This window comes from Pseudomonas sp. KCJK9000 (assembly GCF_046230725.1).
GTDB classification, from domain to species: domain Bacteria; phylum Pseudomonadota; class Gammaproteobacteria; order Pseudomonadales; family Pseudomonadaceae; genus Aquipseudomonas; species Aquipseudomonas promysalinigenes.
The window spans coordinates 1-18,972 of record NZ_JBJJLN010000003.1; the positions used below are offsets into that span (position 1 = coordinate 1).

The window sequence follows — 18,972 nt, forward strand, 5'->3', positions numbered from 1 at the left end:
CCCCTCGCCACTGCCCCGGCCTCGGTGAGGTACGGCAGTCAGCATCTGCCTCTGGGCAATGGCCACATACCGACGGCAAGACCGCAGACGGAAAGGGTTGCATCGACTCATCTCATGGATTGGGCCATGACTTTGCGATAGCATTCGTCACCGCCGACGCCGGACCCGGCGGCTGGCGCAAGGCCAAAAGGGGAGAACGCTGAATGGCTCGGATAGGCGCGGAAGAACGCAGACAGGATTTCATTGAAGCGACCATCAAGGTGATCGCAGAACACGGCATAGCCAACGCCACGACGCGGCGCATCGCGGCAGCGGCAGATTCGCCGCTGGCCTCGCTGCATTACGTTTTTCACACCAAGGAAGACTTGTTCTATGCGGTCTACGAGTCCTTGATCAACATGCCGCAGCGATCGCTGCAGGCTCCGGCAAACGCTCTCCCTGCCGAATCGGTAGGGGAAATGCTGCGCCAGTTGGTCAAGTGGTTCATCGCACACCCCGAGCGGGCCATAACCCAGTTCGAGCTGTTCTTCTGGAACCTGCGCAATGACCCGGAAATGGCAGCGAAGATCTATACCGTTTCCATCGAAGCCACCCAACAGGCCATCCAGAAGGCGACCGGCGATGCGCTGGATCAGGCCGCACTCACCACAGTCAGTCGGCTGCTCATCAACCTTTTCGATGGTTTGCTTCTCTCCTGGACCGCCCACGGCAACCTCGAACGCCTGGAGGCTGAGACAGAAACGGCTTGCCAGGCGGTTAAGCTGCTGGTGGCCAGCTACTGAGACGTCATTCAGATTGCCGTGGTCCGGTGTGACACGGCAATCCGGTATCCATAGGGTCTGACAGACAAACGGACTGTCGCCTCTTCCCACACAAACCCACATACGCCCTGTCATAACGACGCCAAAACCTGGAGTCGTCCGACGCGCAATACCCCCTACCCCAATCCCACCAGGTTCAAATCGTCCCAAAAAAATTGCTTCTCGGTGCATTTTGCACCTTGCCCCGGGTAATCTGTCGTCTCATCATGGTCAAATGATCAAGTCAAAAGATCAGCCCTATAACACAATAATGGGAAGCCCTATGTCCTCGCACACTGCTCTTCCGGTTGAGCCACTCGATATATTGATCATGGGAGCCGGTGTGTCTGGCATCGGCGCGGCCGCCTATCTGCGACGCCATCAGCCTCACAAGACCTTCACGATTCTCGAGTCCCGTGAGCGAATGGGCGGCACCTGGGACCTGTTCCGCTATCCCGGCATCCGCTCGGACTCCGACCTGTACACCTTCGGCTTCGACTTCAAGCCCTGGACCAAGGCGAAATCCCTGGCGGACGCCGCAGACATTCTCGAGTACCTGCGTGAAGCGATCGACGAGCATGAGCTGGAATCCTTGATCCAGTACAAGCAGAAAGTCATCTCGGCGAACTGGCAAACGGATAAGGGCTTGTGGGCGGTGCGGGTGGAGGACGGTCACCTGGGGCAGGCCCGCACAATAGAATGTCGCTGGCTGTTCAGCGCGGGCGGCTACTACAGGTACGACCAAGGATTCAGCCCCCGCTTCGAGGGAGCCGAACAGTTCAAGGGGCAGATCGTTCATCCGCAACACTGGCCAGAGAACCTGGATTACACGGGCAAACGTGTCGTAGTGATCGGCAGCGGCGCGACGGCAGTGACCCTGATTCCGGCGATGGCGGACAAAGTCGCCAGCATCACCATGCTGCAGCGTACGCCCTCCTACATCATCAACCAACCAGCCAATGATGCGATTGCGGCGTTTCTGCGCAAGGTCCTGCCCGAGCAAACCGCTTACTCTCTGACACGCTACAAGAACGCCAGGATCACCCTGGCCTTCTGGGCCTTCTGCCAGCGCTTCCCCAAGCTTTCCCGCAAATTGCTGCTGTGGCTGACGCGCAAGGAGCTGCCGAAAGGCTACCCGGTCGACGTCCATTTCAATCCGCCCTACAACCCTTGGGACCAGCGCTTGTGCACGGTACCTGAAGGCGATCTGTTCAAGGCGATCAGCGCGGGTAAGGCCGACATCGTCACCGACCATATCGAGCGGTTCACCGAATCCGGCCTGTTGCTGAAATCCGGCAAGGCGTTGGAAGCTGACATCGTAATTACCGCCACGGGGCTGAATGTGCAGATGTTCGGGGGGATCAGTCTGTACAAGGACGATAAGCCAGTGGTGCTGAGCGACACTCTCGCCTACAAAGGAACCATGCTATCCGGTGTACCCAACTTCGCGTTCGCGGTGGGCTACACCAACTCCTCCTGGACCCTGAAAGTGTGCCTGCTGTGCGATCACTTCTGTCGCTTGCTGGGTTTCATGGACAACCACGGCTACAACGTTTGCGAACCCCGGGCGCCAGACGGTATCCAGACCCGTCCTCTGCTGGATTTCGGTGCCGGTTATGTGCAACGCGCCTTGGACAGCATTCCGCGCCAAGGGCCAAGCGAGCCCTGGGTGATGTCGATGGACTACTTCCGCGATACCAAACTCCTGCGCCGCGGCGCTGTGGCTGACAAGTGCCTGGCGTTCTCCTCCGTACCCAGCACGCCCCTGCGCGCGAACGTCGAGCTGCAACAACAGGGTAGCCGCGGATGAGCCCCGATCGCTTCTGCGAACTGCCTGGCGAGCGCCCCCTTTGCTATCGCAGCCACGGGTCCGAATCAGCGCCAGCGGTGATGCTCATCGTCGGCCTGGGGCTGCAATTGACCTACTGGCCGCAACCGATCATCGCCGGCCTCGTCGAGAGGGGGTTTCGCGTCATCACGCTGGACAACCGAGACTCGGGCCGGTCGTTCTTCACCGACGTGGTGCCTCCCACGGCCATGCAGCAGTTCTTGCGCAAGCGCACCCCCGGCTATGACCTGGGTGACATGGCCAACGACGTGATCGGGCTCATGAACGGCCTGAACCTGGCAACGGCGCACGTGGTGGGTATGTCGATGGGCGGCATGATCGCCCAGACCCTCGCTGCCCGTTACCCCGAGCGTATCAGGACGCTCACCTCGATCTTCTCGACCACCGGATCGCTGCGCGTCGGCCAGCCGGCGTTGAAATCCATTCGGCAGCTGCTGCGCCGCCCGCCGCGCAGCGAGCAGGAAAGCGTTCGCGACTACCTGGACATCATGCGCCTGATCGGCTCGCCCCTGGAGTGGAATGAGCCCGCCTTCCGTGACTATGCCCTGTTGGCCTGGGAGCGAGGCGGTGGCGAGGCCAGCAACATCGGCACGGCCAGGCAGATCGGCGCGATCATCAATTCCGGCGACCGCACCCAGGAACTGCAACGGATTCGTTGCCGGACCCTGGTCATCCATGGCGATGAAGATCTCATGGTCGCGACCAGCGGCGGGTACGCCACGGCTGCAGCTATCCGTGGTTCCAGCCTGGTGCTGCTGCCCGGGATGGGGCACGACTTCCCGCCTTGCCTGTCCGGCACGCTGCTGTCCCTGCTGGCAGGACACATGCTGTAGCACGATCACCCTTTCAGGGGCGTGCAGCTTGGCCGCCCCTCTTTCCCCCCGAAGGAGGCATTTGACCACAGGTTCAAGCAAAACCCAGAACAACAAAATGCTGGCTTGCGCGAAATGCCAGGCCACACATCACCCGCTCGAGCTGTTATCCACGGCCTGGCGCAAGTGCTCCTCTACTGCCCTTTCAACAATGACAACAATTGAGCAAGAGGTACGTATGGACTTCAAGTTTTTACTCCCCAGCAAAGTTGTGATGGAACCTGGTCTGCGCGAGCGCACCGGTGAACACCTGCACTCACTTGGCCTGGCCCGCGTGCTCATCGTGACCGATCCTGGGGTCAAGGCGGCGGGCCTGCTGGACAGCGTCTACGCCAGCCTGAAGAAGGCAGGCATCGCCTTCGAGGAAGTGTCGGACATCAAGGCCAATCCGCGCAGCGAGGACGTCAATCAGATCGCGCAGCGATACCGCGGCAAAGGTATCGATGGCTTGCTAGCCATAGGCGGTGGCAGTGCCATGGATGCGGCCAAGGCCATCAGCGTACTGCTCAGCCATGAGGGTCGGATCGAGGACTACGAAGGGTCGTTCACGCTCACCCATGCCATCCCGCCTATCGTTGCCATTCCGACCACGGCCGGCACCGGCAGCGAAGTAACCTGCTTCTCGGTAATCACCGACACCGCCCGTCATTACAAGATGAGCGTGCATGATTACCGACTCGGGCCAATTCTGGCCTTGCTTGACTCTCATATCCTCGACACGCTGCCCGCGTCGATTGCCGCCGCAACCGGCATGGATGCCCTGACCCACGCCATCGAAGCCTACACCTGCCGCGTGTCGAACCCCATCAGCGACGGCCTGGCGCTGCATGCCATTCGCCTGATCAGCCAACACCTGAGGCCCGCCGTGCTGGAACCCGGCAACCTGCACGCCCGCGAGCAGATGCTGGCGGCCAGCCTGATCGCCGGCATGGCCTTCGGTAATGCGGACGTAGGTAGCGTGCACTGCATTTCCGAAGCCATAGGTGGCATGTACGACACGCCACACGGCGTGGGCAACGCGATCTTCCTGCCCTTCGTGTTCGGCCATAACCGCGATGCCGACATCATTCGCCACGCGCAGGTCGCCTACGCACTGGGCATCGACCCCAACCTCTCGCCGGCCGAGGCCGCCGAGGCCGCCGTCGGCTACCTGTTCCAGATGAGCAAGGACCTGGGCATCCCCCGCTTCGCCGAGGTGAAAGGCGTGCGCGAGGAAGACTTCCTGGCCATCGCTGAAAAGTCGAAGAAGAACTTCTCCGATGGCAGCAATGCGAAGGAGATGACCGTGGAAACCTACCGTGAAATCGTCGCCACTGCTTACCACTTCGTAGCGTGAGGGCTGCCAGTCATGAGCGAATCAACCCCCAGCGCTTCGCTGAAGCGCACCCTGGGCCCGTTTTCGGTCCTGCTGTTCGGCCTGGCCTTCCTCGCCCCGTTGATCGTCTTCGGCACCTATGGCGTGATCTCGCAGGCCAGTGGCAACACCACGGCGATGGCCTACCTGATCGCAGCGACCGGCGTGGTGTTCACGGCGTTGAGCTATGGCCGGCTGGTCAGGGTGTTCCCGGTGGCCGGGTCGGCCTACACCTATACCCGCAAGATGCTCAGCGCCAACCTCGGCTTCATGGTGGGCTGGGCCGCCCTGCTCGATTACTTCTTCATCCCGATGCTGATCTGGCTGCTCGGCGCGAGCTACCTCAACATGGCGTTTCCAGAAGTGCCGCAGTGGGTGTGGATCGTCGGGTTCATCGTCTCCACCTCGCTGCTGAACGTGCTGGGTATCCAGGTTGCCAACCGTTTCAACGTGCTGTTGATGGTCGCGCAACTGGCCATCATCGTCGTGTTCATCGGCCTGTGCGTGCACTACATCGTCGCGGCCAACGGCCCTGGCGGGCTGTTGTCGGCCAAGCCGTTCTTCAACCAGGATGTGCCCTTCGCCACCAGCATGGCCGGCGCCGCCATTGCCGCGTACTCGTTCCTGGGCTTTGACGCGCTGTCCACGCTCAGCGAGGAAACCCGCGACCCGGGCCGCACACTGCCGCGCGCCATCCTGCTGGTCGCGTTGACCGGCGGGGCGGTCTACGTCGGCTCCTCGTACTTCATGTACCTGGCGCACCCCTCCCCCACCTTCGAGTTCGTGGACGGAGCTGCCTTCGAGATCGCCCGCATGATCGGCGGCGACCTGTTCTTCGCCGTGGTCCTGGCGGGGATCATCATCGCCCACTTCGCCGCAGGCATGTCATTCCAGGCCAGCGTGGGCCGGCTGCTGTACGCCCTCGGCCGGGACAACCAACTGCCACGCAAGCTGTTCGGGGCGTTGCACCCTCGCTACAAGACCCCGGTCTTCAACATCCTGCTCTGCGGCATTTTCGGCACCGCAGGTTTTGGCCTGACGATCGCCACCGCGACGTCCCTGGTCAATTTCGGCGCTTTTCTGGCCTTCACCGCCGTCAACCTCTGCGCGTTGCGGCTCACCTTCGACGCACGCGTCAAGGACGGGGCTGGCCTGCTACGCGGCGTGCTCTTCCCACTCATCGGCCTGGTCACGGCCGGCTGGATGCTGGCCAGCCTGGATAAAGACGCACTGATCATGGGTTGTAGCTGGCTCGCCCTGGGCGCGGTTTACCTCGCCTGCCGGACCAGCTTCTTCCGCAACCCAGTGCCTGACGCGCTGGCGTAGCGGCCACCTTTCAATCGAATGCCCTGACGACAACCACAAGGCAAGGCCCTGGCCTTGCCGTTCAATGGCGAGAATCGACATGCAAACCAAACTCTTGATCAACGGTGCCCTGGTGGCCGGCGAAGGCGAAAACCTCGACGTGTACAACCCGTCCCTGGGCAGCGTCCTGGTACAGACCACCGAAGCCAGCCGTGCCCAGGTCCATGCCGCGGTGCAAAGCGCGGATGCGGCCTTCGATGCCTGGTCGCAAACACCGCCCAAGGACCGGGCGGCACTGCTGCTCAAGCTCGCTGACAGCATCGACGCCCAGGCGCCGGTGTTTGCCCGCCTGGAGGCAGACAACTGCGGCAAGCCGTTCACCGCCGTGTTGCAGGATGAACTGCCTGCCGTATCCGACGTGTTCCGCTTCTTTGCCGGTGCCGTGCGCTGCCTGCAGGGCTCGGCGGCGGGCGAGTACATCCCGGGCCACACCTCGATGATCCGCCGCGACCCGGTGGGCGTGGTCGCCTCCATCGCGCCGTGGAACTACCCCCTGCTGATGGCGGCCTGGAAACTGGGCCCGGCCTTGGCCGGCGGCAACACCGTCGTGCTCAAGCCGTCGGAACACACACCGATGAGCACCTTGAAACTGGGCGAGTTGCTCGCCGACATCTTCCCCGCCGGTGTGGTCAACATCGTCCACGGCTGCGGCGCCTCGGTGGGTGAGCCACTGACCAGTCACGCCCAGGTACGCATGGTGTCGCTGACCGGCTCGGTGCGCACCGGTAGCCGCATCATCGAAGGCACCGCCGACAGCGTCAAACGGATGCACATGGAACTCGGTGGCAAGGCGCCGGTGTTGATCTTCGACGATGCCGACATCGACGCCGCCGTCGAAGGCATCCGCGCATTCGGCTTCTACAACGCCGGCCAGGACTGCACCGCCGCGTGCCGCCTCTATGTGCAGAAGGCGGTGTACCCGGCGTTCGTGCGCAAGCTCGGCGAAGCCGTGTCCAGCATCAAGTGCGGGCTTCAGGATGACCCGGCGACCGAGATGGGCCCGCTGATCACCCAAGAGCACCTGGAGCGTGTCGAGGGCTTCGTGAACCGTGCCAAGGAACTGCCTCACATCGAGGTGGTCACCGGCGGCAAGCGCGCTGCGGGTGGCGGCTTCTTCTTCGAGCCGACGGTCCTGGCCGGCGCCACACAGGAGGACGAGGTGGTGTGCCGTGAAATCTTCGGCCCGGTGGTGACGGTTACGCCATTCGAAGACGAAGCCCAGGCACTGGCATGGGCCAATGAATCGGACTACGGCCTGGCCTCGTCGGTGTGGACCGCCGATGTAGGGCGCGCCCACCGCCTGGCCGCCCGCCTGCAATACGGCTGCACCTGGGTCAACACCCACTTCATGCTGGTGAGCGAGATGCCCCATGGCGGCGTGAAGCTGTCCGGCTACGGCAAGGACCTGTCGATGTACGGGTTGGAAGACTACACCGTGGTTCGCCACGTGATGTTCAAGCACTGACTGCCCACGCCCCAGATAGCCCAGATCATTTTTTCAAGAGGTTTGCATGAACAACATCGAGACGTTCGAAAGGCTCGAGTCCAACGTGCGGATGTACTGCCGTGACTTGCCGCTGGTGTTCGATACCGCCCAAGGCAGCAAGATCCGAGGTGAAGACGGCCGCGAGTACCTGGACTTCTTCGCTGGCGCCGGAGCCCTGAACTACGGCCACAACGACCCGCGCATGCGCGATGCCTTGATCGCGTATCTGTCGTCCAACGGCGTGACCCACGCCCTCGACCTGCACACCACCACCAAGCGCCAGTTTCTCGAAGCGATCGAGCGCGACCTGTTCAAGCCACGCGGCTGGGACTACAAGGTGCAGTTCACCGGCCCGACCGGTGCCGACGCCGTCGAGGCGGTGTTGAAACTAGCGCGCAAGGCGACGGGGCGTACCAAGGTCGTCTCGTTCTATGGGGCTTACCACGGAATGACCGCCGGCGCCCTGGCCGTCACCGGCAACCGCACTCGCCGTGGCCCTGGGCTTTCCACCGACGTGGCGTTCGTGCCGTACGAAGACAGCCCCTACGGCGAATTCGACAGCATTGGCTTCCTCGAGCGCCTGGCCAACGACCAGGGCAGCGGCTCGGAGCTGCCAGCTGCGGTGATCGTCGAGTCCGTGCAGATCCAGGCCGGCGTCTACCCGGCTTCCAACGAATGGCTGCAACGCTTGCGCAAGTGGACCAGCGATCACGGCGTGTTGCTCATCTGCGACGAAATCCAGGCCGGCTGCGGGCGCACCGGCGACTTCTTCGGCTTCGAGCGCTCCGGGGTGGTGCCAGACCTGATCACCTGCGCCAAATCGATCGGCGGCTTCGGCCTGCCGATGGCGATCGTGTTGATTCGCGCCGGGCTGGATGTGTGGCAACCGGGCGATCACATCGGCACCTTCCGCGGCAACCAACTGGCCTTCTTGACGGCCCAGATCGCGCTCGGCTATTGGCGCGATGAGTGGTTCCTGAAGTTGCTGGCCACCAACTGCGCGGCCATGGAGCGCGCGGTCGCCGGTTTCGCGGAAATTCCTGGCGTCGCCTCCGCGCGCTGTCGCGGCATGATCGCCGGCATCGACTTCGGTCGCGGCAACGTCGCATTCGCCAAGGATGCCCAGCAGCGTGTGCTGCAGGCGGGTGTGCTGGTCGACCGCTGCGGCCCGAACGGCGAAATCATCAAGCTGATGCCACCGGTGAACACCCCGACCGACCAGCTTGAAGAAGGCCTGAAAGCCTTCGGCGAATCGGTCGCGGCAGCGTTTAGCCAGTAACTGCACGGGCCTGCGGTGCGGCCTGTATCGATACAGCGCCGCATGCAGGCTCATCGCATGCAGTCGACAACCCGTCCGTGGCAGGAAATCACACCAATGAGCAACGTCACTTCAACCATCCAGAATGACTTGGCTTCATTCATACACCCCAACACCAACCTGGCGCAGCACCAGGAAATCGGCCCCCTCGTGATCGCCGGCGGCGACGGCGTGCGGGTCTTCGATGAGCAAGGCAACGCCTACATCGAGGCGATGTCGGGCCTGTGGAGCGTTGCCTTGGGCTTCAGTGAAAAGCGCCTGGTCGACGCCGCCGTCGAGCAGTTCAGGCAACTGCCCTACTACCACAGCTTCAGCCACAAGACCAACGCCCCGGCGGCGGCGCTCGCCGCCAAGCTGGCCGAGCTGGCGCCGGGCGACCTGAACCATGTTTTCTTCACCAATTCAGACTCCGAAGCCAACGACTCGGTGGTGAAGATGCTGTGGTACGTGAACAACGCGCTGGGCAAACCGCACAAGAAGAAATTCATCTCTCGCCAGCAGGCCTATCACGGTGCCACCATCGCTGCCGGGAGCCTTACCGGCATCCCCTCGATTCATCGCGACTTCGACCTGCCGGCCATCCCTGTTCACCACCTGACGTGCCCGAACTTCTACCGGTTCGCCCGGCCAGGGGAAACGCAGGAAGCCTTTTCGGCCCGCCTGGCGAACGAACTGGAGCGCTACATCCTCGCCGAAGGGCCGGAAAGCATTGCCGCCTTCGTCGGCGAACCGGTGATCGCAGCGGGCGGCGTGATCCCTCCTCCCACTGGCTACTGGGCGGCGATCCAGGCAGTGTGCAGGCGCTACGACATTCTTGTGGTGATCGACGAGATCGTCACCGGTTTTGGCAGGCTGGGCACGATGTTCGGGGCTCAGCTGTACGACATCCAGCCCGACATCATGGTGCTCTCCAAGCAGCCCACCTCTTCCTACCAGCCGCTGGCGGCCGTGGTGGTGTCCGATGCCATCAACGATGTACTGGTGAGCCAGAGCCAGCGCCTGGGGGCATTCGCCCATGGCCTGACCTGCACGGGCCACCCCGTCGCCACCGCGATTGCGCTGGAAAACATCCGCATCATCGAAGAGCGCGACCTGGTTGGCCATGTCCAGCGCCTAGCCCCCATGTTCCAGCGCCACCTGCGCGCGTTCGAAGACCACCCGCTGGTCGGCAACGTCCGAGGCGTCGGGCTGATGGGCGGGATCGAACTGGTTGCGAACAAGGCCACCGGCCAACCGTTCGCCCAGCAAGGTGCACTGGGTGGCTACGTGTTCAAACAGGCCCACAAGCATGGGCTGATCATTCGCGCCCTCTACGACACGATCGCGTTCTGCCCGCCGTTGATTACCACGCAGGGCGACATCGAAGCGATCTTCAGCGCCTTCGAGCGCACGTTGGCTGACGCAACAGACTGGGCCCGATCGCAGAACCTGCGGTGAGCAAAGGCTCTCCCGTGGGGCCTCACATAAAACAACAATCAAGAGGCTTTGAACGTGCGCGAACAAAATGATGAAAGTTTCGAGTTTGATGTGTCCGTGGTCGGGCTCGGTGCGATGGGAACGCTCATGGCACACGCGTTGCTCAAGCAAGGCAAACGCGTGGCGATCTGGAATCGATCACCCGGCAAGGCTGCGTCGCTCGTCGCCGCTGGCGCTCACCTGTGCGACAGCGTTGAAACCGCGCTGGTTGCAAGCCCGGCCACGATCTTCGTGCTCCTGGACAACCACGCGACCCACGAGGTGCTCGGGATGCCAGGTGTGATGCATGCACTGGCCAACCGTACGATCGTCGATTACACCACCAACGCCCAGGACGAGGGACCGGCGCTTCAGGGCCTCGTCAATCGGGCGGGCGGCCATTACGTCAAAGGGATGATCGTGGCCTACCCGCGCAACGTCGGCCATCGCGAAAGCCACAGTATTCATACCGGCGATCTTGAGGCCTTCGAGCAGCACCGGTCGCTGCTTGAAGGGCTCGCCGGCCATACGGTGTTCCTTCCCTGGGGCGAAGCATTGGCCTTCGCGAGCGTGCTCCACGCCCATGCGTTTGCCGTGATGGTTGCGTTCTTCGAGGCAGTGGGTGCGAGCGAACGGTTTGGCCTGTCGGTTTCGAGGACAGCCAGGCTCCTGCTCGACACGTCACGCTTTTTCGTCGCCGACGCACTCGAGGAAGCGGCACGCCGGCTCGAAGCGCAGGATTTCGCAGGCGACCAGGCGAGGCTCGATGTACATGTAGATGCCTTCGCGCACATTGCCCAATCCCTGCATGCACAGGGGGCCTGGACGCCAGTGTTCGACGCGGTATGCCAAGTCGCGCAGCGCGCGGCATCAATGGGCTATGGCGACCAGGACATTGCAGTCATCACCCAGTCATTCGCCCACGACAAAGCGCCTGGGCACTAACCGCGTGATACTGGCCTTTCGGATCGAACCTGAAGACAACAACAATAAAAATCGCTGGAGGATCATATGCGCCGATTTGGTTTTCTACTGGCCGTGTTGACGCTGGCCGTTTTCCTGAGTGCCATGCTTGCCCCCAGGCCTTCTCTCGTCAACCGAGCGGCGGCGCAGCACATGGGGCATCCGATCACCAACATCGGCGAGATTTTCAGGGGATATTAACGAGGTATCACCTGGCCGCTGGCACGCATCCGCCAGCGGCCGCAGGTAATCAATGATCGACCGCACCGCTGGCGCCAAGGCCGGTCTGGCCCCTTACGAACTGGTCGGCGAACGCCGCCCTTTCTGCCTTGGCTCGCGCAGTCCGGTCTAGCCGGGAAACGCCATACGCCACCGCAAACGCCAGCGGCATGGAGAACAGCGCAGGCTGGGTATAGGGGAACAGCGGCTCGGCAAAGTGCAACACATCCACCCACACGAGCTTGGAAAGCACCACGAAGCCCATGGCGCTGATCAACCCCACGTAGCCACCGGCCAACGCGCCGCGCGTGGTCAACCCCGACCAGAACATCGACAGGAACAGCACCGGGAAGTTGGCCGACGCTGCGATGCCGAACGCCAGCGCGACCATGAAGGCCACGTTGATGTTTTCGAACACGATGCCCAGAGCTATCGCCACCAACCCAAGCCCGAGGGTGGCCAGCTTGGTCACCCGCAGCTCCTGCGACTCGCTGGCTGCGCCCTTCATGATCACCCGCGCATAGAGATCATGGGCGATGGCGGAAGCACCCGCAAGCGCCAGGCCTGACACCACGGCCAGGATGGTGGCGAAGGTCACGGCAGACAAAAAGCCCAGCAGCAGGTTGCCGCCTACCGCCTTGGCCAGGTGCATGACCACCATGTTGCCCCCGCCCAGCAGCTTGCCACCCACCAGCCCGCCTTCGAAAAACTGAGGCTGCTGGCTGACGATCACGATCGACGCCAGGCCCAGCAGGAAAATGACATTGAAAAAGTAGCCGATGAATCCGGTGGCATAGAGCACCGACTTGCGCGCCTCACGGGCATCGCTCACGGTGAAGAAGCGCATCAGGATATGCGGCAGCCCGGCAGTGCCGAACACCAGCCCCAGGCTCAGCGACAGCGCGGTCAATGGGTCGGCCAGCAGGCTGCCGGGCGCCAGCAGGCGCTCGCCCAGGGTATGGGTGTCCATGGCCTGGGTGACCAGCGTGTCATAGCTGAAGTCGAACTCGCGCAGCGCCAGGAACAGCACCAGCGTACCGCCTACCAGTAGCAGGAACGCCTTGATGATCTGCACCCAGGTAGTTGCCACCATGCCGCCAAAGGTGACATACAGCATCATCAGCGCGCCAACGATCACCAGGGCGATGTGGTAGTCCAGGCCGAACAGCAGCCTGATAGCTGCCCGGCCCCGACCATCTGCGCCACCAGGTAGAAGCACACCACGGTCAGCGAGCCGATGGCGGCCATGGTGCGCACCTTGCCTTGGTCGAGGCGGTACGAGGTGATGTCGGCGAAAGTGAAGCGGCCCAGGTTGCGCAACCGCTCGGTCATCAACAGCAGCAACACCGGCCAGCCCGCGAAGAAGGCGATGAGGTAGATGTAGCCGTCCATGCCGGAGGTGTAGATGAGCGCGGTGATCCCCAGCAACGTCGAGGCGGACATGTAGTCACCGGCCAACGCCAGGCCGTTCTGCCAGCCCAGGATGCCGCCACCGGCGCTGTAGAAGTCCGCCGTCGAGCGGGTGCGCCGCGCTGCCCACCAGGTGATGCACAAAGTGAAGAGCACGAACACCATGAACATGCCGATGGCATGCAGGTTCAGCGGCTGACGTTGACCCGCGTCGAGCGCAGGCGATGCCAACAGCAGGCCGGAGTGCAGCAACAAAGCCAGAGGCAGTAGTGTCTTCATGCGCCCTGCTCCTCTTCCAACCCGGCAACCAACGCCTGCGTCAAGCGGTCGAACTCGCCATTGGCCCGGTACACATAGAACGCCGACAGCGCACAGAAGAACACGAACAGGAAACCGCCGGCCGCGACGCCGAAGGTCATGTTCGACCCCTCGGCCAGGCGCCTGGCGATCAGCTCGGGCCAAAACGATACCAACGCGATGTAGCCATAGAACGTGGTCAGGATCAGCACGAACAGGCTCAGGGTAAAACGGTTTCTGCGCGTCACCAGTTGCTGGAACCGGGCACTGGCGCGAACACGCGCGTATAACAGGCTGGACATGGGACACCTCGATCAATGTACTTGTTGTTATGGGGTGTGCAGGTGTTGCCGCTCGATCATGGCTCGGCGTCGGCGGTCTGCGCCTCCTGTTGCCGGGCCCACTCGCGCAGGACGAACTTCTGGATCTTGCCGGTGGCGGTCTTGGGCAGCTCCGTGAGCGACACATGTCGCGGCGCCTTGAAATGCGCCAGCCGCTCACGGCACCAGCGGATCAGGTCCGCTTCGGTGACCGTGGCCAGCGCATCTGGGCGCAGGGTGACGAACGCATGAGGGGTCTCGCCCCAGCGCGAATCCGGGCGCGCCACCACTGCGGCCTCGACCACATCAGGGTGCTGGTAGAGCACTTCTTCGATCTCCAGCGAGCTGATGTTCTCGCCGCCGGAAATGATGATGTCCTTGGCCCGGTCCTTGATTTCCACGTAGCCATCCGGGTGCAGCACGGCCAGGTCGCCCGTGTGCAGCCAGCCGTTGGCCAATGCGGCCCGGGTGGCCTCTGGGTTGTGCAGGTAGCCTTTCATCACGGTGTTGCCGCGCACCACCAGCTCGCCAAGGGTAAGGCCGTCGGCTGGAACCGGGCGGCCGGTATCGGTATCCAGCACCGTGGCCTCCTCGAGCATCGGGTGGGCGACACCCTGGCGGCTCATGAACTGCGCCCGGGCCTCAAGTGGCAACTCGTCGACCCCCGGCTGCCACAGGCACAATGTGCTGGGGCCGTAGCTTTCGGTCATGCCATAGGCATGGGTGATGTTGAAGCCACGCGCCTCCATCGCCGCGATGACCGCACTGGGCGGGGCAGCACCGCCAGTGATCACCGATACCGGCACCGGAGGGACACTGGCATGCTCGGCGTGGATCAGCATCGACATCACCACCGGGGCGGCGCTCAGGTGAGTCACGGCATGCTCGGCGATGGCGGCGTTGATCGCATCAGGCTGGACCTTGCGCAGACACACGTGGGTGCCACCGGACAACGTCACCGCCCAGGTATGGCTCCAGCCGTTGCAGTGGAACATCGGCAAGGTCCACAGGTAGACGCTGCGCGGCCCCAACTGGAAGATCAGCGCCCCAGCGCAGGCGTTTAGGTAGGCTCCGCGGTGATGCAGCACCACGCCCTTGGGGTTCCCCGTGGTGCCGGAGGTGTAGTTGATGGCGATCGACTGCCATTCGTTCTGTGGCGCACTCAAGGGTCGCGCGGGGTCGCCCTGGGCCAGGAACGCTTCGTAGTCCAGGTCGAGGGCCAGGTCGGCGCGCTCGGCCTGATCATCGTCGATGCCCACCAGCAAAGGCGGCGCATCGAGCATGGCCAGCGCCTGACTGGCCACGGCACCGAACTCGCGATCGCAGATCAATACCTTGGCCGCGCAGTGACGCAGAATGAAGGCAATGCTGCGCACCTCCAGGCGGATGTTGATGCACACCAGCACCGCCCCGGCACCGGGCACGCCATAGTGGGCCTCGAGCATTTCCGGGATATTCGGCGCCAATATCGCCACCCGCTCGCCCGGCTGAACACCGACCCGCTCCAAGGCACTGGCCAGGGCGCGGCTGCGCTCATGCAATTGACGGTAGCTGTAGCGCCTTGCGCCATAAACCACCGCATCGCGCTGCGGGTACACCTGGGCGGCACGCTTGAGGAACGACAGCGGGGACAGCGGGACATGGTTGGCTTCGTTGGGAGCAAGCTCATGTTCGAGGGTTGGAACCATCATGGCAGGCACCTCATCGACACATTGCTCAGATTTTGCACGCACACACCTATCTCCTGTTCTTGTTGTTATTGCGCCAGGGCGCGTTACAGGCTGCTGCACAGATGGCCGCCATCGACCACGATCTCAGCGCCGCTCATTGCCCGCCCAGCATCGCTGGCGAGCAGCAGCAAGGCGCCGTCCAGGTCCGACGGCACGCTGAAGCGTCGGCTGGGGATACGCGAACGCAACTTGTCACCGGCCTCGCTGGCCAGGAAGGCCTCGTTCAAATCAGTCATCACGTAGCCGGGCGCTAGGGCATTCACCCGGATGCCATGGCGCGCCAACTCCAGCGCCATGGCGCGGGTCAGGTGGGCCAAGCCGGCCTTGGCCGCCAGGTAAGGGCCGACGGCACCGGCCACACGGCAGGCGAGGATCGAGGTGACATTAATCAAGCTGCCCCCCTTCCCCGCCACCACCATGCGCCGGGCGCTTTCCTGGGCCACGGCCCAGGCGCCCTTGAGGTTGGTGTCGAGCACGTGGTCCCAGGTTTGATCATCGCAGGCCAGCAAAGGCTGGCTGTCGCTCACCCCCGCATTGTTGACCAGGACATCCAGTGGGCCGGCGGCATCGAGCACCCGGCAGATGTCCTCACGGCTGGTCACATCGAGGGCAAAGGCCCGCGCCCGCCCTCCAGCCACCTCGATGGCCTCCACCAACGCCCGCAGCGGCGCCTGGCGCCTGGAGGTCACCACCACCTCGGCGCCTGCAGCGGCCAGGGTCATAGCGAAGTGACGGCCCAGGCCGCTGGAGGCCCCGGTCACCAGGGCGCGACGCCCGTCAAGGGCGAACAGTCGGACAAGGTTCGGCTGCATCAGTGGACCTCCAGGCGCTGGTCGAGCAGCTTCTTCGCCAGGCTCATGCGGTGCACTTCGCTCGGACCGTCATAGATGCGGAACGGGCGAATGTCGCGGAAGATCCGCTCCACCACGGTGTCCCCGGTCACCCCGCGGCCACCCAATACCTGGACGCAACGATCGACCACCCGCCACAGCGCCTCGGCGCTGATCACCTTGGCCATGCTCGAATCGACATTGGCGCGCCGGCCCTGGTCGAGCACCCAGGCGCAGTGCCAGACCGCCAGTCGCACCACGTGCAGGTCCATCATGTTGTCGGCGAGCATGAAGCCCACGCCCTGGTGCTCGCCCAGCGGCTTGCCGAAGGCGTCACGGGTGCGCGCATAGTCGCAGGCGATGTCGTGGGCGCGGCGCGCGGCACCGAGCCAACGCATGCAATGAGTCAAGCGTGCGGGCGCCAGGCGCACCTGGGCATAACGGAAGCCCTTGCCGATCTCGCCGAGGACATCGCTCGCCGGGATACGCAGGTTGTCGAAACGCAGCTGCCCGTGACCGCCGGTAAAACAGCTGTCCAGCGAGTCCAGCTGACGTTCATGGATGATGCCGTCGCGCTTCATGTCGGTCAGGAACATGGTCGCCGTGCCATCCTCCATGCGCGCCATGATGATGCCGAAGTCGGCGCCTTCGGCCCCGGTAATCAGCCACTTACGGCCATTGATCAGGTAGTCGTCGCCATCGCGGGTGGCGGTGGTGCGCAGCATTGAGGGGTCCGAGCCGGAGCCGGGCGCGGGCTCCGTCATGGCGAAGCAGGAACGGGCATGGCCCTGGACCAGCGGGCGCAACCAGCGGTCTTTCTGCGCCTCGGTGGCGACCACGTCCATCAGGTGGATGTTGCCTTCGTCCGGCGCATGGATATTCAGCGCTACCGGGCCCAGCGGCGAGTAGCCGGCTTCTTCGAAGACGATCGCCTTGGCCACATGGCTCAGTTCCAGACCGCCCATTTCGCGGCTGGCGTGAGGCGTCAGCAAGCCAGCGGCGCGGGCGCGGGCCACCAGGTCCTGGCGCAGTGCGTCGCTGGGGCCGTGGCTGTCCTGGCGGGGGTCGTTCTCGAATGGGATGACCTGTTCGGCAATGAAGTCTCGAGTCGTGGCCTGCAAGGCGAGCAGTTCGTCCGGGAGAGTGAAGTTCATGGCTGTCCTTGTGTGTTCTTGTCTATCGGAGGAATGGGGTGGTCGATTCGGTTTCAGGGCAAGGCCTTGGGGTTGCTGATCGCCAATCGGGCAACGGTGATCTGGCGCAATGTCTCGACCAGGGTGCGCCGGGTTTGCGGGGCGTCATGGCTGCCCTGGCGAATGGCGCGAGCCAGTTGGCGGCGCAGGTCGGGCAATGTCGACGGCGCGTCATCGACCAAGGCGGCCAGACGCGCGTGTTCCTGATCCTCGGCCTGAGCACCCAAGCGGTTTTCGCGGGCCGCAATGGCCATGGCGTTCGCGATCATCAGGGCCGGGTAACGCAACTCGCCAGGCAGCGCTGGCAGCAGTTGTTCCAGAAGCGTCGCGCGGGCAATCTCGAGCAATTCGTGGGCGTTGGGTTGGGTCATGGCGCTTCGGCTCCGGTCATGTGCAGGATGTCGAGTTCGAGCTCCGGCAACAGCCGGGCTGTCAGTGCCAACTCGAGCGACGGTTCTTCACCGGACAGATGGCGCTGCCCTTGCTGCAAGGCAATCACCGCCCAGCGCAGGGTGGCCATGACTTGCCAGTAGTGGAGCTGACTGCGCTCGATGCACAGCGAGGAGACCTCGTGATAACCCCGCAGGAAGTCTTCCAGCTGGCCGATGCCACCGGCTTCGAGGTCTGGGCGGGTGAAGCGCCAGCAGCGGGCGGTGAACCAGCCGAGGTCCTCGCAAGGGTCGCCCCAGCCGGTGAACTCCCAGTCGAGCACGGCCTCCAGCCCGTCTTCGCTGGTCAGGTAGTTGCCGGTGCGGTAGTCACGGTGCAACAGGCACAGGGTGCTGCTGCGCGGCGCATGCAGCTCGCACCAGCGCAGGCCCCATTCCAGCACCGGATAGGCATCGGCGAGGGTGTCGAGGTAGCGGCGGTAGGCATCGATGGTCGCCAGGGCCGGCGAGCTGTCCGGAACGGACAGGAAGCCCAGCGTGGCGCACGGCGGGCGGACCTGATGCAGACGCGCCAGGTTGGCGCCAAGCTGCGCCGCCAGTTGCACCCGGCCCTGAGGGCCGGCGCCGGCGCTGAGCGCGCGACCGGCAGCGATACCCGGCACATACTCCATCAGGAAGAACGCCCGCCCATGCACGCGCACATCGCGGCACAGCCAGAGCGGTCGTGGCACTTTCACGCCGGCCTGGTGAACCACCTGCAGCACGGCGAACTCCTGTTCACGGTCAAGGCTGGCGGGTAGCGCTGAAAGCGCATCGCTGCGCAGTACCCAGCGCCGGGCACCGGCCCACGGGCCGCCTTCGATCAGCAGCTCCAGCAGCCAGTTTTCCTGGATGGCGCCACCGCTCAGGCGCTTGCGCGCCTGGATGACTACCCGCGTTGCCGAGGCCTGCTCGCGGATGAACTCGGCCAGGCGATGATCGTCAGTCATGGCCGCGAACGTATCGCTGGCCTGGGAAATCGTTGGTGAACTGCTCATGGGTCTGTAGGCCCTGCCTTTGGTTTCTGGGTTGGCACAAGCCCAAGAGCAAGGCCTGGGCCAACTCGTCAAGCGTCAGCCACAG

The 18,972-nt window shown here is 63.7% G+C and carries 16 protein-coding genes and 1 pseudogene; 10 read left to right on the plus strand and 7 right to left on the minus strand.

The genetic code is table 11. The features are described from left to right. Nucleotides 1–203 precede the first annotated feature (203 nt). The 10 genes from ACK59H_RS02155 to ACK59H_RS02200 all read left to right on the plus strand — a co-directional run bounded on the left by ACK59H_RS02155 (nt 204) and on the right by ACK59H_RS02200 (nt 11,663). Complete coding sequence (locus ACK59H_RS02155) at nt 204–782, plus strand: TetR/AcrR family transcriptional regulator (protein ID WP_213660804.1); 579 nt, start codon at nt 204–206, stop codon at nt 780–782. A 301-nt stretch (nt 783–1,083) separates the two neighbouring features. After that, nucleotides 1,084–2,610, plus strand: coding sequence for an NAD(P)/FAD-dependent oxidoreductase (locus ACK59H_RS02160; protein ID WP_085663859.1), 1,527 nt, complete (start codon nt 1,084–1,086; stop codon nt 2,608–2,610). Continuing rightward, entirely contained in the window at nt 2,607–3,482 is an 876-nt protein-coding gene (locus ACK59H_RS02165) for an alpha/beta fold hydrolase (RefSeq protein ID WP_213660803.1), read from the plus strand. The genes ACK59H_RS02160 and ACK59H_RS02165 overlap by 4 nt, the downstream gene beginning before the upstream one ends. A 217-nt stretch (nt 3,483–3,699) precedes the next feature. Further along, on the plus strand, nt 3,700–4,857 hold the full coding sequence (locus ACK59H_RS02170; RefSeq protein WP_213660802.1) for an iron-containing alcohol dehydrogenase: 1,158 nt from the start codon (nt 3,700–3,702) through the stop codon (nt 4,855–4,857). A gap of 12 nt (nt 4,858–4,869) precedes the next feature. After that, nucleotides 4,870–6,201, plus strand: a complete 1,332-nt coding sequence (locus ACK59H_RS02175) for an APC family permease (protein WP_213660801.1) — start codon at nt 4,870–4,872, stop codon at nt 6,199–6,201. 79 nt (nt 6,202–6,280) lie between these two features. Beyond that, nucleotides 6,281–7,705, plus strand: a complete 1,425-nt coding sequence (locus ACK59H_RS02180; RefSeq protein ID WP_213660800.1) for a gamma-aminobutyraldehyde dehydrogenase — start codon at nt 6,281–6,283, stop codon at nt 7,703–7,705. A gap of 46 nt (nt 7,706–7,751) precedes the next feature. Continuing rightward, on the plus strand, nt 7,752–9,005 hold the full coding sequence (locus tag ACK59H_RS02185) for a diaminobutyrate--2-oxoglutarate transaminase (RefSeq protein ID WP_213660799.1): 1,254 nt from the start codon (nt 7,752–7,754) through the stop codon (nt 9,003–9,005). A 96-nt stretch (nt 9,006–9,101) separates the two neighbouring features. Further along, nucleotides 9,102–10,481 carry an aspartate aminotransferase family protein gene (locus tag ACK59H_RS02190; protein WP_213660798.1) on the plus strand — a complete coding sequence of 460 codons (1,380 nt, stop codon included), beginning with the start codon at nt 9,102–9,104 and terminating at the stop codon, nt 10,479–10,481. Nucleotides 10,482–10,535: 54 nt separating this feature from the next. Further along, a complete protein-coding gene (locus tag ACK59H_RS02195; RefSeq protein WP_213660797.1) occupies nt 10,536–11,444 on the plus strand; it encodes an NAD(P)-dependent oxidoreductase in 909 nt (302 codons plus the stop codon). 66 nt (nt 11,445–11,510) lie between these two features. After that, nucleotides 11,511–11,663 carry a hypothetical protein gene (locus tag ACK59H_RS02200; RefSeq protein WP_213660796.1) on the plus strand — a complete coding sequence of 51 codons (153 nt, stop codon included), beginning with the start codon at nt 11,511–11,513 and terminating at the stop codon, nt 11,661–11,663. Between the two features lie 49 nt (nt 11,664–11,712). On the opposite strand, the pseudogene ACK59H_RS02205 reads toward ACK59H_RS02200, so the two are convergent. From ACK59H_RS02205 to ACK59H_RS02235, 7 genes and pseudogenes are all read right to left on the minus strand, one after another. Continuing rightward, nucleotides 11,713–13,370 (minus strand): annotated as a pseudogene (locus tag ACK59H_RS02205) (cation acetate symporter). After that, entirely contained in the window at nt 13,367–13,690 is a 324-nt protein-coding gene (locus ACK59H_RS02210; protein ID WP_213660794.1) for a DUF485 domain-containing protein, read from the minus strand. Before ACK59H_RS02210 ends, ACK59H_RS02205 begins: the two are co-directional and overlap by 4 nt. Nucleotides 13,691–13,746: 56 nt before the next feature. Next, nucleotides 13,747–15,396, minus strand: a complete 1,650-nt coding sequence (locus ACK59H_RS02215) for an acyl-CoA synthetase (RefSeq protein ID WP_409264239.1) — start codon at nt 15,394–15,396, stop codon at nt 13,747–13,749. Nucleotides 15,397–15,482: 86 nt separating this feature from the next. After that, entirely contained in the window at nt 15,483–16,250 is a 768-nt protein-coding gene (locus tag ACK59H_RS02220; protein ID WP_192440023.1) for an SDR family NAD(P)-dependent oxidoreductase, read from the minus strand. Then, a complete protein-coding gene (locus tag ACK59H_RS02225) occupies nt 16,250–17,422 on the minus strand; it encodes an acyl-CoA dehydrogenase family protein (RefSeq protein WP_213660793.1) in 1,173 nt (390 codons plus the stop codon). Before ACK59H_RS02225 ends, ACK59H_RS02220 begins: the two co-directional genes overlap by 1 nt. Nucleotides 17,423–17,475: 53 nt before the next feature. Further along, nucleotides 17,476–17,832: a 4-hydroxypentanoyl-CoA kinase subunit LvaB gene (gene lvaB, locus ACK59H_RS02230; protein ID WP_213660792.1), complete on the minus strand. Its 357-nt coding sequence runs from the start codon at nt 17,830–17,832 to the stop codon at nt 17,476–17,478. Further along, nucleotides 17,829–18,887: a phosphotransferase family protein gene (locus ACK59H_RS02235; RefSeq protein ID WP_213660791.1), complete on the minus strand. Its 1,059-nt coding sequence runs from the start codon at nt 18,885–18,887 to the stop codon at nt 17,829–17,831. Before ACK59H_RS02235 ends, lvaB begins: the two co-directional genes overlap by 4 nt. Nucleotides 18,888–18,972: the final 85 nt, after the last annotated feature.